This is a genomic window from Lysobacter sp. M15 (assembly GCF_022662515.1).
In the GTDB taxonomy this organism is placed as follows: domain Bacteria; phylum Pseudomonadota; class Gammaproteobacteria; order Xanthomonadales; family Xanthomonadaceae; genus JAKPBU01.
Map to the genome: position 1 here is coordinate 100,493 of NZ_JAKPBV010000005.1, position 14,537 is coordinate 115,029.

13 protein-coding genes are annotated in these 14,537 nt (G+C 66.0%); 8 read left to right on the forward strand and 5 right to left on the reverse strand.

Features of this window, described 5'->3' with window-relative positions:
- Positions 1-51: 51 nt before the first annotated feature.
- Complete coding sequence (locus MC380_RS04040) at positions 52-660, forward strand: hypothetical protein (protein ID WP_242103922.1); 609 nt, start codon at positions 52-54, stop codon at positions 658-660.
- A 72-nt stretch (positions 661-732) separates the two neighbouring features.
- On the opposite strand, the gene MC380_RS04045 is transcribed toward MC380_RS04040, so the two are convergent.
- From MC380_RS04045 to ykgO, 3 genes are all read right to left on the reverse strand, one after another.
- Entirely contained in the window at positions 733-1,800 is a 1,068-nt protein-coding gene (locus tag MC380_RS04045; protein WP_242103921.1) for an agmatine deiminase family protein, read from the reverse strand.
- Positions 1,801-1,848: 48 nt separating this feature from the next.
- On the reverse strand, positions 1,849-2,172 hold the full coding sequence (locus MC380_RS04050) for a hypothetical protein (RefSeq protein ID WP_242103920.1): 324 nt from the start codon (positions 2,170-2,172) through the stop codon (positions 1,849-1,851).
- A gap of 185 nt (positions 2,173-2,357) precedes the next feature.
- Positions 2,358-2,483 (reverse strand): type B 50S ribosomal protein L36, encoded by a 126-nt coding sequence (gene ykgO, locus MC380_RS04055; RefSeq protein ID WP_010342887.1) that lies wholly within the window; start codon positions 2,481-2,483, stop codon positions 2,358-2,360.
- A 135-nt stretch (positions 2,484-2,618) separates the two neighbouring features.
- Between ykgO and cmk the strand changes: the two genes are divergently transcribed.
- From cmk to galU, 7 genes are all read left to right on the forward strand, one after another.
- Positions 2,619-3,302 (forward strand): (d)CMP kinase, encoded by a 684-nt coding sequence (gene cmk, locus MC380_RS04060; RefSeq protein ID WP_242103919.1) that lies wholly within the window; start codon positions 2,619-2,621, stop codon positions 3,300-3,302.
- Positions 3,303-3,497: 195 nt separating this feature from the next.
- Positions 3,498-5,186, forward strand: a complete 1,689-nt coding sequence (gene rpsA, locus MC380_RS04065) for a 30S ribosomal protein S1 (protein ID WP_242103918.1) — start codon at positions 3,498-3,500, stop codon at positions 5,184-5,186.
- Between the two features lie 62 nt (positions 5,187-5,248).
- Positions 5,249-5,551, forward strand: a complete 303-nt coding sequence (locus MC380_RS04070) for an integration host factor subunit beta (protein ID WP_242103917.1) — start codon at positions 5,249-5,251, stop codon at positions 5,549-5,551.
- A gap of 105 nt (positions 5,552-5,656) precedes the next feature.
- Positions 5,657-6,835, forward strand: a complete 1,179-nt coding sequence (gene lapB, locus MC380_RS04075; RefSeq protein ID WP_242103916.1) for a lipopolysaccharide assembly protein LapB — start codon at positions 5,657-5,659, stop codon at positions 6,833-6,835.
- A 4-nt stretch (positions 6,836-6,839) separates the two neighbouring features.
- Positions 6,840-7,841 carry a hypothetical protein gene (locus MC380_RS04080; RefSeq protein ID WP_242163191.1) on the forward strand — a complete coding sequence of 334 codons (1,002 nt, stop codon included), beginning with the start codon at positions 6,840-6,842 and terminating at the stop codon, positions 7,839-7,841.
- Entirely contained in the window at positions 7,838-9,745 is a 1,908-nt protein-coding gene (locus tag MC380_RS04085; protein WP_242103914.1) for a nucleoside-diphosphate sugar epimerase/dehydratase, read from the forward strand. Before MC380_RS04080 ends, MC380_RS04085 begins: the two co-directional genes overlap by 4 nt.
- A 26-nt stretch (positions 9,746-9,771) precedes the next feature.
- Positions 9,772-10,671: a UTP--glucose-1-phosphate uridylyltransferase GalU gene (galU, locus tag MC380_RS04090; RefSeq protein WP_242163424.1), complete on the forward strand. Its 900-nt coding sequence runs from the start codon at positions 9,772-9,774 to the stop codon at positions 10,669-10,671.
- Positions 10,672-10,769: 98 nt separating this feature from the next.
- On the opposite strand, the gene MC380_RS04095 is transcribed toward galU, so the two are convergent.
- Both MC380_RS04095 and MC380_RS04100 read right to left on the reverse strand, forming a co-directional pair.
- Positions 10,770-11,972, reverse strand: coding sequence for an acetyl-CoA C-acyltransferase (locus tag MC380_RS04095; protein WP_242163193.1), 1,203 nt, complete (start codon positions 11,970-11,972; stop codon positions 10,770-10,772).
- 178 nt (positions 11,973-12,150) lie between these two features.
- Positions 12,151-14,526 carry a 3-hydroxyacyl-CoA dehydrogenase/enoyl-CoA hydratase family protein gene (locus tag MC380_RS04100; protein ID WP_242163195.1) on the reverse strand — a complete coding sequence of 792 codons (2,376 nt, stop codon included), beginning with the start codon at positions 14,524-14,526 and terminating at the stop codon, positions 12,151-12,153.
- Between the last annotated feature and the right edge of the window lie 11 nt (positions 14,527-14,537).

The window sequence follows — 14,537 nt, forward strand, 5'->3', positions numbered from 1 at the left end:
CCATCCCTCGCGCAATCCCTAAGGGCCGGTGCCATGGCGATTGCCCTACAGATGGGCCTGGCCGCGTGCGACGCGGCACCTTCCGACGCGCAGCCGCCGCAAGCTGCATCCAGTCCGGCAGCAAGCACGAGGGAGCCCTTGCTGCCGGCCCCATTGCCCAATGCAACATCGGCGCCTCGAGCGGGCGATCGAGAGGAGCCGGGCCACTACACCAGCCTCGCGCCGGCCGATTGCAAGGTCATCGACACCGACGAGGAAGCGGGTGGTTCCACCTCGATCTGCCCAGGCATGGGCGGCTACACGCTGCGGGTGCTGGATGGCGACGCACGCATGTCGATCGATGTGATCGCACCGGATGGTGGCCGCCATCCACTCGATCTGTGGACCGTGGCCAGTGGTGCTTTCAGCAGCCTGGGGCCGCGTGCGGAATGGCGGTTCGCCGTGGATGACCGGGTGCCGACCGCATTGATCGTGCGTTTCGAAGCGTACGAGTTCCCGGAGCAGCCCGAACGCACGACGTCCTATCTGCTGGTCGCCAGGTTGGCAGGCAAGGACACGTGCCTGACCGCTCGGATCGCTCCAGGCTCGAGTCAGAATCTCAAGGCCCGCGAGGCCGCAGATCGTGCTGCAGGCGCTCCGTGCCTGCGGCCGGATGCGTGATCCGGCCCGACAGCTATCTGGTCCTCAGCCTGCATCGCGCCGGATCGCGAGGTGCAGGCCCATCGCACGCCGTCAACCGGCAAATGCAGCGGAACTTGCACGATCGTCGGTGAGCAGACCCTGCGGCAGCTGCATGGTGATGCAGTGCAGGCTGCCGTTCTGCCAGATCAGCGCACGGCAGGGAACAGGCACGATTTCCCGATCCGGAAACGCCTGCGCCAGGACTGCGGCAGCGGCGGCGTCCGCGTCGTCGCCGTAGGCGGGCATCAGCACGGCACCGTTGACGATCAGGAAATTGGCGTAGCTCGCGGCCAGGCGCCTGCCCGCATCGACGATCGGCCTGGGCCAGGGCAGCGGAAACAGGCGATAAGGGTGGCTGTCGCGGGTACGGAGCGCGGCGATTTCGTCGGCCATTGCCTTGAGCTCGACGTAGTGGGCATCGTCAGGGTCATCGCACGCCTGGAACACGATCGCATCCGTGCCGGCGAAGCGGGCGAGGGTGTCGATATGGGCATCGGTGTCGTCGCCTTCCAGGTAGCCGTGGTCGAGCCAGAGCACGCGCTGCTGTGCGAGCCAGTCCGACAAACGCGCCGTCAGCTCTTCACGCGAGGCGTCCGGATGCCGTTCGTGCAGGCACTGCCAGGTGGTGAGCAGGGTTCCGGCACCGTCGGTGTCGATGGCGCCGCCCTCCAGCGCGAAATCGATCTGCTGGCGTTGCGCGCGTTCGAATACATGTTGCGCATCGAGCGCCTGGACCAGCCGGTCGTCGCGACTTGCCTCGAACTTGCCGCCCCAGCCGGTGAAGCGAAAGTCGAGCAGCCGGAAACCGTCGCTCCCGCGCAGGGATATGGGACCCGAATCTCTCAGCCAGGTGTCGTCGTATTCCACCGTCACGAAGCGGACCCGCGCCATGTCGGCGCGCGCCGAACGCAGGCGCGCCTCGGCATAGGTCTGCAGGTCGTCGTCGGCGACGCAGATCACGATGTCCTCGAATCGCACGATCGCGGCGACCAGTGCGACGTAGGTTTCCTCGACCTCGTCCAGGCGTTCGGCCCAGTCGGTGCCGGCGTGCGGCCAGGCGAGGAGGACAGCCGACTGCGGTTCCCACTCTGCGGGGAAGCGCTCTGTGGAAGCGATCATAGGCTCAGAGCCCGCGCGCGGCGGCGCGGGACGCGGCGAGGTGGGACATCAACGGATTGGTGGCTTGGGGCCGACCTCGGTGGGATCGGCCTGTACCGCCACGGCGTCGATCACCTTGTTCTTCTCGAAATACACGACGAAATTCGGGTAGCGCCAGCGGTTGATGGTGGGCCACTGCCGCTTCTGTCCGCCGCGCGGGTCGAGGCGGTCCGCCGGCGCGCCGAAGCGGGCCTGGACCTGCTCCATGCTCATGCCGCGTGCCGGCAGCGCCATCGTTTCTTCCTGCACGCGTTCGATCAGCAGGGTTTCGGCGCATGCCAGGCTCGGCAGGGCAAGAGCAAGTGCTGCGAAGACATACGAGGCAGGTTTCATGGCGGGACTCCCCTGTGGTGATGGCCGGATTGTAGGGGCGAACGGGGGATTTCAGCCTACCCCGGCGATCGCAAGGTAATGTGAGCACGCGTCGACACGAAAAAGGCCGCATTTCTGCGGCCTTTCGACGCGTACACCTAAGGGTGTGCGCTCAGCGGAGGCGCGCCTTGGGCGCGCCCTTGAAATCAGCGCTGACGCGCCTTGAAGCGCGGATTGCTCTTGCAGATCACGAAGACCTTGCCGCGACGGCGGACGACCTTGCAGTCGCGGTGGCGGGCCTTCGCCGACTTCAGGGAGGACAGGACCTTCATGATGGAATCTCGGCTGAAATGTGGATGGAGAAACGAAGCCGCTCATTCTAGCCTGACTTTTCCCATCGATTCAAGCGCTTGCAGCCATTTGTGGCGATCGCTCGCTAGAATGGCGGTCACCTAGGGGAGCCGACCATGCCCAAGACCGTGCCGGTACTGACCATCGATGGGCCTTCCGGGTCTGGCAAGGGCACGATCAGCCGCCACGTCGCCCAGGCCCTGGGCTGGCACTACCTGGATTCGGGTGCGATCTACCGTGCGGTGGGACTGGCGGCGGCATGGGAACAGGTCGATCTGGGCGATCCGGACGCGGTTGCCGCTTGCGCAGCCCGGGCGGACATCCATTTCGAGACCGGGGTCGGCTCGGGCGAGCCGCGGGTCATCGTCAATGGCAAGGACGCCACCCATCAGCTGCGCATGGAGACGGCCGGTGCGGCTGCCTCGGCGATCGCGGCGATGCCCCCGGTGCGCGCGGCGCTGCTGGAGCTGCAGCGCGGGTTCCGCCGCCCGCCAGGGCTGGTGGCCGATGGCCGCGACATGGGCACGGTGATCTTCCCGGATGCTGCAATCAAGGTGTTCCTGACGGCCAGCGCCGAGGAGCGCGCCCAAAGGCGCTATAAACAATTGAAAGACAAGGGAGTTTCGGTTACATTGGCCGGTCTGCTGGGCGAAATTCTCGCTCGCGACGCCCGCGACGCCAGCCGCGCGGTGGCGCCGTTGCGGCCGGCCGATGACGCCGTGCACATCGACACCACCGGCCTGGGCATCGACGCGGTCGTCGCGCAGGTGCTGGCCCTGGTGCCGGCGCACGGGGGCTGAAATCCGTCCGGCAGGCGTGTCGCGGCAACGCGGCGCACAGTTTCACTTGCAGCACTGCTTCATCGGCCCGTCGCATCCGCGGCGGTTCTTCAACTTCCAGCACTCATGGCAAAGCGCAATCCCGCGCAAGCCGACAACGGGTGGGTCTGTTCGAGCGTGCTCGCGCCGGCCTGGATATCAACGAGATTTTCATCAATGACCGAATCATTCGCAGAACTGTTCGAAGCCAGTCAGGCCAACCTGGCCAAGCTCAAGCCGGGCGCCATCGTCTCCGGAATCGTCGTGGAAGTGCGCAACGACGTGGTGGTGATCAATGCCGGGCTCAAGTCCGAAGGCATCGTGCCGATCGAACAGTTCCGTAACGACGCAGGCGAGATCGACGTGGGTGTCGGCGACACCGTCAAGGTGGCGCTGGACTCACTCGAGAACGGCTTCGGCGAAACCGTCCTCTCGCGCGAGAAGGCCAAGCGCGCCATGGTGTGGGACGAGCTCGAGGAAGCGCTCGAGAAGAACGAGACCATCGTCGGCCGCATCAGCGGTAAGGTGAAGGGCGGCTTCACCGTCGACATCAAGGATGTCCGCGCGTTCCTGCCCGGTTCGCTGGTGGACGTGCGCCCGGTGCGCGATCCGGTGTACCTGGAAGGCAAGGAGCTGGAATTCAAGCTCATCAAGCTCGACCGCAAGCGCAACAACGTGGTGGTTTCGCGTCGCGCGGTGGTCGAGAGCGAGCATTCCGAAGAGCGCGAACAGCTGCTCGAGAAGCTGGTCGAGGGCGCGGTGCTCAAGGGCGTGGTCAAGAACCTTACCGACTACGGCGCGTTCGTGGACCTGGGCGGTATCGACGGCCTGCTGCACATCACCGACATGGCCTGGAAGCGCGTGCGCCATCCGTCCGAGGTGGTGGAAGTGGGCCAGGAAATGGACGTGCGCGTGCTCAAGTACGACCGCGAGCGCAACCGCGTCAGCCTGGGCCTGAAGCAGCTGGGCGAGGATCCGTGGGACAACATCGCCCGCCGCTATCCGGCCAACAGCCGCGTCTACGGCAAGGTTAGCAATGTCACCGACTACGGCGCGTTCGTGGAGATCGAGCCGGGCGTCGAGGGCTTGGTCCACGTGTCCGAGATGGACTGGACCAACAAGAACGTCAACCCGTCCAAGGTCGTGCAGGTCGGCGACGAGGTCGAGGTGATGGTGCTGGACGTGGACGAGGAGCGTCGCCGCATCTCGCTGGGCATCAAGCAGGTCACCAGCAATCCGTGGGAGACCTTCGCCGCCATTCACAAGAAGGGCGACAAGGTGTCCGGCCAGATCAAGTCGATCACCGACTTCGGCGTGTTCATCGGCCTGGACGGCGGCATCGACGGCCTGGTCCACCTGTCCGACATCAGCTGGAACTCCACCGGCGAGGACATCGCGCGCAATTTCAAGAAGGGCGACACCCTGGAAGCGGTGGTGCTGGCCGTGGATCCGGAGCGCGAGCGCATCTCGCTGGGCGTCAAGCAGCTCGAGCAGGATCCGATGGGCCAGTACGTGGCCAGCAACGCCCGCGGCGCGATCGTCAAGGGCACCGTGAAGGAAGTCGATGCCAAGGGCGCCACGGTCGAGCTTTCCGACGGCGTGGAGGGCTACGTCGCCGCCCGCGACATCTCGCACGATCGGGTCGAGGACGCTTCGCACGTGCTCAAGGTGGGCGATGAGATCGAAGCCAAGATCATCGGCAACGACCGCAAGACCCGCGTGATGCAGCTGTCGATCAAGGCCAAGGACGAAGCCGAGACCAAGGAAGCGCTGGCCGAGTACAACAAGTCGGCTGCCGATGCTTCCAGCGGCACCACCAGGCTGGGCGCGCTGCTGCGCGAACAACTGGAAGGCAAGTCCGAGTAAGGCAGACCAGCGGCGGCGCTCCGGATCCCGGGGCGCCGTCCGTTTCGGCCGATGGATCCGCGATGACCAAATCCGAACTGATCGAAGTCCTCACTGCGCGCCAGGGGCATCTCAAGGCCGACGACGTCGACCTCGGAGTGAAGGCTCTGCTCGACATGATGGGCAGTGCGCTGGCCAGCGGCGAGCGGATCGAGATCCGCGGCTTCGGCAGTTTTTCCCTGCACTACCGGCCCGCCCGCACCGGGCGCAATCCCAAGACCGGCGACGCCGTGCCGCTGCGCGGCAAGCACGTGCCGCATTTCAAGCCCGGCAAGGAACTGCGCGAACGGGTCAGCAGCGTGATGCCGCTCGAAGACGAGGAATAGTGGCGAGCCTGCGGGCGCTACCCGGCTTCGGTTAAGCTTCGGCGATTCCAGAAGCACTTCGCAAAGTCCCTCCAACCGGGGCGGCGGCGATCGACGGCGAGACCGATGGCATTCCTCAACGAATGGTTCTGGTGGGTCCTGCTGCTGCCGAGCGCGGCGCTGTTCGGCTGGGTGATCGGCCGGCGTGGTGGCGAACGTCACAGCGACAGCCAGGTCAGCAAGCTTTCGACCACGTACTTCCGCGGCCTGAACTACCTGCTCAACGAACAGCCCGACAAGGCGATCGAGTTGTTCCTGCACATCGCGGAACTCGACAAGGAAACCTTCGAGACCCAGGTGGCGCTCGGGCATCTGTTCCGGCGTCGCGGTGAGGTCGATCGTGCGATCCGCCTGCACCAGGCGCTGGTGCAGCGCTCCGACCTCAGCGACGCACAGAAGGTCCAGGCGATGCTTGCGCTGGGCGAGGACTACATGCGATCCGGACTGCTTGATCGCGCTGAGACCGTCTTCAGCGACCTCGCCAAGATCGACCAGCGCGCGCCGCAGGCATTGCGTCATCTGATCGGTATCTACCAGGCCGAACGCGATTGGCCCAAGGCGATCGAGAACGCGACCCGCTACGAGGCCGCCACCGGCGAGCCCATGGGCAAGCTGATCGGCCAGTTCGAGTGCGAGTTGGCCGAGAGACTGCGCAGCAATGGCGACATCGAAGGCGCGCGCGCGGCCGTGGCGCGTGCCTACCAGGCCGACTCGGCCTCGGTGCGGGCGGGCATGATCGAGGGCCGTATCGACCTCGAGGCAGGCAACGACGCCTCGGCGATCCGTGCGTTCGAACGTGCCGCACGGCACGACGCGGACTACCTTCCCGAAATACTTCCGCCGCTCCTGGCTGCGTACGCGCGCGTGGGCGACAACTCGGGAGCGCGCGCCTTTCTTTCCGAGATGAGCGAGCACTACCGCGGCATTTCACCGGTGCTGGCGCTCGCCAGGCTGGTCGAGAACGAAGACGGGGTCTCGGCGGCCCGTGCCTACCTGGCCCAGCAACTCAAGGACCGTCCATCGGTCCGCGGCGAAGCGGCCCTGATCGATCTTACGCTGGCCGAACAGGCCGATCCGACCACCACCCTGCAGGATCTCAAGCACATCACCGACCAATTGCTGGTGCGCAACCCGAGCTATCGCTGCACCCGCTGTGGTTTCGGCGCGCGCAGCCATCACTGGCAGTGCCCGAGTTGCAAGGAATGGGCCACGGTGAAACCGCTGTTGAACTACGCGGTGGTGTGAGCGGATGCCGGCAGGGCTGAGCGGCTGGATCCTGCTGCATCTCGCCATCGTCCTGGCCGGAACATGGCTGGCGCGGCGCTATGCCCTGGCGCGCCGGCTGGTGGATGAGCCGGGGGAGCGGCGCAGCCATGAGGTCGCCACTCCACGTGGCGGAGGTATCGCGATCGTCCTGGCGATGCTGGTGGCGCTTGCCGCCCTGATGTTGAGGGTTCCGGCATGGCTGCCCCAGCTGCTGGCGGTTGCCGGCGGCCTGCTGCTGGTCTCCGTGATCGGGTGGATCGACGACCATCGCCCGCTCTCGCCGTGGCCGCGGTTGGCCACCCATGCGGTGGCGGCCCTGTTGCTTGCTCTGGCCAGCATCATCGCCGGGGGCGGGCTCGCGGCCTCGCTGTACGTGTTTGCGCTGACCATGGTCTTGGTCAATGTCTGGAACTTCATGGACGGCATCGACGGCCTGGCGGCAAGCCAGGCACTGCTGGTGGCCCTGCTTTTCGCGCTGGCGGCGCCGGCAGGCAGCCCCGCAGTGTGGGTCGCCTGGGCGCTGGCATCGGCTTGTGCCGGCTTCCTGCCGTTCAATTTCCCGCGTGCGCGCATCTTCCTGGGCGATGTGGGAAGTGGCGCTCTGGGCTACGCACTGGCGGCCCTGGTGGCCCTGGGGTTCCGTGGAGGCCCGGCGCAGCTATGGGTCTTGCTGCCGCTATCCGCTTTCCTCCTTGACGCCACCTTGACCCTGGGGGCGCGCATCGTCCGTGGCGAGCGTTGGTGGACGCCCCATGTGCAGCACCTCTACCAGCGGCTGGCGCGCCATTGGCAGGGCCACAGACGCGTCACGTATCTCTATGCCGGCTGGACGCTGGCGGCAGGCGGAATAGGGTGGTGGATGCGTTTCAGTGACGCGACGACTATCATGCTCGCCGTTTGTACGTGGTACCTGCTGGGGACCGGTACCTGGATGTGGTCGATGCGCGTCGCCACGCGTTCCTCGAAAGGAGTAGTGACTGGATGAGCGGCTGGAAGGACCTTGCCCGCGTCGGATTCCCAAGGGCGGCTGTTGTTGCCCATGACCTGTTGATGGTCTGGCTGGCCTGGTACGGCCTCCACCAGTTCCGCTACGCGATCCAGCCCAATGCCCCCGTACTGCCCTATTTGTCGGCCGAGATCCTGCTGGTTCTGGCGGCCCAGGGCCTGGTGTTCTGGCAGGTTGGCCTGTATCGCGGCATCTGGCGCTTCGCCAGCGTTCCCGACCTGATCAATATCTTCAAGGCCAGCCTCTATGGCCTGCTGGCGGTCGTGCTCGCGCTGTTCCTGTACAACCGTCTTGACCCGGTACCGCGCAGCGTGCTGGTGCTTTACCCCGTGGTGTTGACCGCGCTGCTGGGGATGCCGAGGCTGCTGTACCGCAGCTGGAAGGACCAATCGCTCAACCGGACCGACAAGGCTGCGCTGCGGGTATTGATTCTCGGCGCCGGCCGGGCCGGCGAGACCCTGGTACGCGACCTGCGCCGTGCCGGCTCATATCAGCCCGTGGGCTTCCTGGACGATGCCGCCAAGCTACGTGGGAGCCAGCTGCAGGGAGTGCCGGTCCTGGGGAAAATCGAAGACGTCGAACGGATCGCACCAGAGACCGCGGCGAAGCTGCTCGTGATCGCGATGCCCTCGCTCGACGCGGCGGCGATGCGTCGGGTGGTGAACGCCTGCGAACGCACCGGCTTGCCGTTCCGCACCGTACCGAGGCTCGACGATCTGCTCGAAGGACGCTCCCTGCCGGGCGAGCTGAAGGAAGTCGCGATCGAGGACCTGCTTGGACGCAAGCCGGTGACGCCGGACTGGAAGGCCATCCGCGGGTGGCTCGGCGGTCGCAGCGTGCTGGTGACCGGTGCCGGCGGCTCGATCGGGGCCGAACTCTGCCGACAGTGCGCCCGCCACGGCGCCCGCCAGATCACCTTGGTGGAAATCGACGAGCTGGCCCTGACCACGACCGAGGCGGAACTGCGGCGCGACTTCCCGCAGGTGCAGTGCGTGCCGATCCTCGGGGATTGCGGCGATGCCGCGGTGATGCGGTTCGCGATGGGGCGCTCCTCGCCCGATGCGGTATTCCACGCTGCCGCCTACAAGCAGGTTCCGCTGCTGGAAGCACAGCTTCGGGAAGCGATTCGAAACAACGTGCTGGCCACCGAGACCGTCGCCGCGGCCAGCCGGGAAGCCGGCGTGGGTACGTTCGTGCTGATTTCCACCGACAAGGCGGTCGACCCGGTCAACGTGCTCGGTGCTACCAAGCGTCTCGCCGAGATGGTATGCCAGGCCCAGGCGGAGGACTGCGCGACCCGCACCGTCACCGTGCGCTTCGGCAACGTGCTCGATTCGGCCGGTAGCGTGGTGCCGCTGTTCCGCGAACAGATCCGCAGCGGTGGTCCGGTCACGGTCACGGATGCGGAGGTCACGCGTTATTTCATGACCATCCCCGAAGCATGTCAGTTGATCCTGCAGGCTTCCTCCACCGGCTCGCAACATGCGATCTATACCCTCGATATGGGCGAACCGGTTTCGATCCGCATGCTGGCCGAGCAGATGATCCGGCTCGCGGGCAAGCAGCCCGAGCGGGATATCGCCATCGTCTATACCGGCCTGCGCGCCGGGGAAAAGCTGCATGAAACGCTGTTCCATGCCGACGAACGCTATCGTCCGACGTCGCATCCCAAGATCCTCCAGGCCGAAGCGCGTGAAATCGTCGGCGAGCGCATCCACGCAGCCAATGTCCGTCTGCGCGATGCGGTTGCGCGTTATGATCTGGAGGAGCTGGCCCTGACTCTGCGCGAGTCCGTGCCGGAGTTCCTGCCAATGAATGAGGTGCGTGAGTCGAACGGCGGTACGGTGGTAGCGTTTCCTGCCCGCCACGCACGGAAGATCTGATGCCCGATACAAACAAGACCGCACGCGTGCGAGCGCGCATCCGCCATGCCGTCTTCCCGGTCGCGGGATTGGGGACGCGCTTTCTGCCCGCGACCAAGACGGTACCGAAGGAGATGCTGCCGGTCATCGACCGTCCGCTGATCCAGTACGCGGTCGACGAGGCGATCGAAGCCGGCTGCGATACGCTGGTGTTCGTCACCAACCGTTACAAGCATGCGATCGCCGACTATTTCGACAAGGCGTACGAACTGGAGCACAAGCTCGAACGCGCGGGCAAGCATGAACAGCTCGCATTGGTGCGCAAGATCCTGCCCGATGGCGTGCGCGCCGTTTTCGTCACCCAGGCCGAGGCGCTTGGGCTAGGCCATGCGGTGTTGTGCGCCAAGCCGATCGTGGGCGACAACCCCTTCGCCGTGCTGCTTCCCGACGATCTGATCTGGAGCAGCGGCGATGGGGCGTTGAAGCAGATGGTCGATCGGGCAGGGCAGACCGGTGGAAGCGTGATCGCCGTGCAGGATGTGCCACGGGATCAAACCAGCAGCTACGGCATCGTCGCCACCGAAGGATTCGACGGACGCGCCGGAAGGATCCGAGAGATCGTGGAGAAGCCGAGCCCGGAGGATGCGCCGAGCACCTTGGCGGTGGTCGGTCGCTACGTGCTCAATCCGGCCATCTTCGACCTGCTGGAGCACACCGGACGCGGGGCAGGCGGGGAGATCCAGCTGACCGATGCGATCGCACAGCTGTTGTCGCGGGAAACCGTGGAGGCGTTCCGCTTCCGTGGTACGCGCTTCGACTGCGGAACCCATATCGGTCTGGTCGAAGCGACGATCCGTTACGCGCTCGACCATGAGGTGATCAGCGATGCGGCCCGACAGGTGATGCAGAGCGCGCTCGACGAACTCGGTGTCGAGGACCTGAAGTAACCGCGCCGCGGCGCCGCGCCGCGAGGCAAATCGCCTGCGGTGACATCACGACGCGCCGCAGCGCACGCGCGCCGTGGCCCCGGCCGGCCGCTTCTGCCTCAGAGCGCCTCGAAGATGCCCGCAGCACCCATGCCTGTGCCGATGCACATGGTGACCATCCCGTACTTCTGCTTGCGCCTGTGCAGCCCGTGCACGATCGTCGCGGTGCGCACCGCGCCGGTGGCGCCGAGCGGATGTCCCAGTGCGATCGCGCCGCCGAGCGGATTGACCTTGCCCGGGTCAAGCTCCGAGTCTCTGATCACGGCCAGCGCCTGCGCCGCGAATGCCTCGTTGAGTTCGATCCAGTCGAGCTGATCGCGATTCAGGCCGGCCTGCTTGAGTGCCTTGGGGATCGCGGCGATCGGGCCGATGCCCATCACTTCCGGACGCACCCCGGCCACCGAGAAGCTGACGAAGCGCGCCAGCGGCGTGAGCCCGTAATCCTTGACCGCCTGCTCCGAGGCCAGCAGGACGGCCGCGGCGCCATCGCTCATCTGCGAGGAATTGCCCGCGGTGACGCTGCCGCCGAACTGCGCGTTGCGGAACACCGGGCGCAGCCTGGCCAGGCCTTCGAGCGATGTATCGGGGCGCGGTCCCTCGTCGTTGTCGACCACGCGCTTCTTCAGCTGCACGGTGTTGCCCGTGAGATCCGGCGCGTGCGACATCACCTCGTAGGGCGAAATCTCGTCCTTGAACTCGCCCGCATGGATCGCGGCAATCGCCTTCTGATGCGAGGCGAGGGCGAAGGCATCCTGCTCATCGCGGGAGACCTTCCATTCCTCGGCCACCTTTTCGGCGGTGATGCCCATGCCATAGGCGATCGCGACATGGTCGTCCTCGAACACCGAGGGCGACAGGGCGACCTTGTTGCCCATCATCGGCACCATTGACATCGATTCGGTGCCACCAGCCAGGACCAGGTCGGCGTTGCCGAGGCGGATTTCGTTGGCCGCCAGGGCGACCGCCTGCAGGCCGGAGGAACAGAACCGGTTGATGGTCTGTGCCGCGACGGTATCGGGCAGCCCCGCCAGCAGCACGCCGATGCGCGCCACGTTCATGCCTTGCTCGCCTTCGGGCATGGCGCAGCCGATGACGGCATCCTCGATGCGCGTCAGGTCGATCCCCGGCGCCTGCGCCACGACGCTGCGCAGCACGTGCGCGAGCATGTCGTCCGGCCGAGTATTGCGGAATACGCCGCGCGGCGCCTTGCCGACCGGGGTGCGGGTGGCAGCAACGATGTAGGCGTCCTGGATTTGTTTCATGACTTTCTCCGAAAGCCGGGGATTAGGGATTCGGGATCGGGGATTCGCAGAAGCGATTCCTCCTTCCAGAACGTTCCTTCCAGCCGGCGATATTTGAAGGGAAGCGGCAGGAGTTCGCGCTTGCGAATCCCCAACCCCCGATCCCGAAGCGGTTTACAACAGCCGCAGGCTGGTCATCTCAGTTCCTCAGCGGCTTGCCGGTCTTGAGCATGTGCGCGATGCGCTCCTGGGTCTTGGGCTGTTGTGCGAGCTCGACGAAATGCTCGCGTTCCAGCCTGAGCAGCCACGCTTCGTCCACCAGCGAGCCGCGGTCGACCTTGCCGCCGCACAACACCGTGGCGATGCGGGTGGCGATTTCGTTGTCGTACTCACTGATGAAACGCCCTTCGAGCATGTTGACCAGGAGCATGCGGAAGGTGGCGATGCCGACATCGCCCGCGACCTGGATATGGCGCGCAGGCAGGGGCGGGCGGTAGCCGCGCTCGGCCATGGCGCGCGCCTGCGCCTTGGCGATATGCAGCAGCTCGAAGGCGTTGAACGCGACGATGTCCTCGCCGCGCAGCAGCCCGAGCTCCTTCGCCTCGACAGCGGATGTCGAAACCTTGCCCATCGCCACGGTCTCGAAGGTCTTCTTGAGCTCGGCGAACACGTCTCCGGCCGGGCCAGCCGCGTGCGCTGCGCGTACGGCCAGTTCCTTCAGGCCCCCGCCGGCGGGCAGCAGGCCGACACCGGCTTCCACCAGGCCGACGTAGCTCTCCAGATGCGCCACGCTGCGCGCGGAGTGCATCTGGAATTCGCAGCCGCCGCCCAGCGCCAGCCCGCGCACCGCGGCGACCACCGGCACCAGCGCATACTTGATCCGCTGGCTGGTGGCCTGGAAGTCGGCGACCATCGCCTCGAAACCGGACAGGTTGCCGGCTTGCAGCAGGCCCAGTGCGCCGGCGAGATCGGCGCCGGCGGAGAAGGGCTCCTTCGGCTGCCACAGCACCAGGGCGGCGAACTTGCGCTCGGCGATGCCAATGGCTTCCTGCAGGCCGGACAACACCTGATCGTTGACCGTGTGCAGCTTGGTCTTGAACGAGACCACGGCCACCTCGTCGCCCGGGTCGGCCCACATCCGCACGCCGTCGTTCTCGAACACGGTCTCGCCAGGATCGAATCGCTCGCCCAGCAGCGGGTCCGGGAAGCGCTGGCGCCTGTAGACCGGCAAGGCCGAGCGCGGCAGCTTGGCATCCTTGCCGGGGCTGTAGCTGCCTTCGGCGCCGTGCACGCCCTCGCGTCCATCGAACACCCAGTCGGGCAGCGGCGCGGGGCTCATGGCCTTGCCGGCGACGATGTCCTCGGCGATCCAGTCCGCCACCTGTTTCCAGCCGGCGGCCTGCCAGGTCTCGAACGGACCCTGCGTCCAGCCATAGCCCCAGCGAATGGCGAAGTCGACATCGCGGGCCGTTTCGGCAATGGATTCAAGCTGATACGCGCAGTAATGGAACAAATCCCTGAATACCGACCACAGGAATTGCGCCTGCGGATGCTGGCTCGCGCGCAGGCGTGCGAACTTCTCCGCCGGATTCCTGAGCTTGAGAATCTCGACGATCTCCGGGTCCGCCGTCGCCGTCGCGGCTCGGTAATCCTGCGCCTTCAGGTCCAGCACCAGGATGTCCTTGCCCTGCTTACGGAAGATGCCGGCCCCGGCCTTCTGCCCGAGTGCGCCCTTTGCGATCAGCGCCTCGAGCCACTTGGGCGCCTTGAAATAGGCGTGCCATGGATCGTGCGGCAGGGTGTCGGCCATGGTCCTGATGACATGGGCCATCGTGTCCAGACCGACCACGTCGGAGGTTCGGAATGTCGCGGATTTGGGCCGGCCGATCAGCGGGCCGGTGAGGGCATCGACCTCATCGAACCCCAGGCCGAACTCGGTGGTGTGATGGATCGTGGCCAGGATCGAGAACACGCCGATCCGGTTGCCGATGAAGTTCGGCGTGTCCTTGGCCTGCACCACGCCCTTGCCCAGTTGGGTGGTGAGAAAGGCTTCCAGGGCCGCAAGCAGCGCCGGCTCCGTGGTCCGGGCCGGGATGAGCTCGGCCAGGTGCATATAGCGCGGCGGGTTGAAGAAGTGCACGCCGCAAAAGCGATGACGCAGTTCTTCCGGAAGAACCTCCGCCAAAGCATTGATCCCCAAGCCCGAGGTGTTGCTGGCAAGCACGGCATGGGCGGGGACGTGCGGAGCGATGCGGCGGTACAGGTCCTGCTTCCAGTCCATCCGCTCGGCAATGGCCTCGATGATCAGATCGCAGCCCTCGAGGGCCGCAAGCCCGGTCTCGTAGTTGGCGGGCGTGATCCCTTCGGCCAGGGTTTTGCTGGCCAGCGGCGCGGGCGAGAGCTTGGCCAGGTTCGCGATCGCCTTCAGGACCACACCATCGGGATCCCCGTCCTTCGCCGCCAGGTCGAACAGGACCGTATCCACGCCCGCGTTGGTCAATTGGGCGGCAATCTGCGCGCCCATGACCCCGGCGCCCAGCACCGCGGCGCGGCGGACAAGCAATTTCTCAGACATGTTGTTTAAGA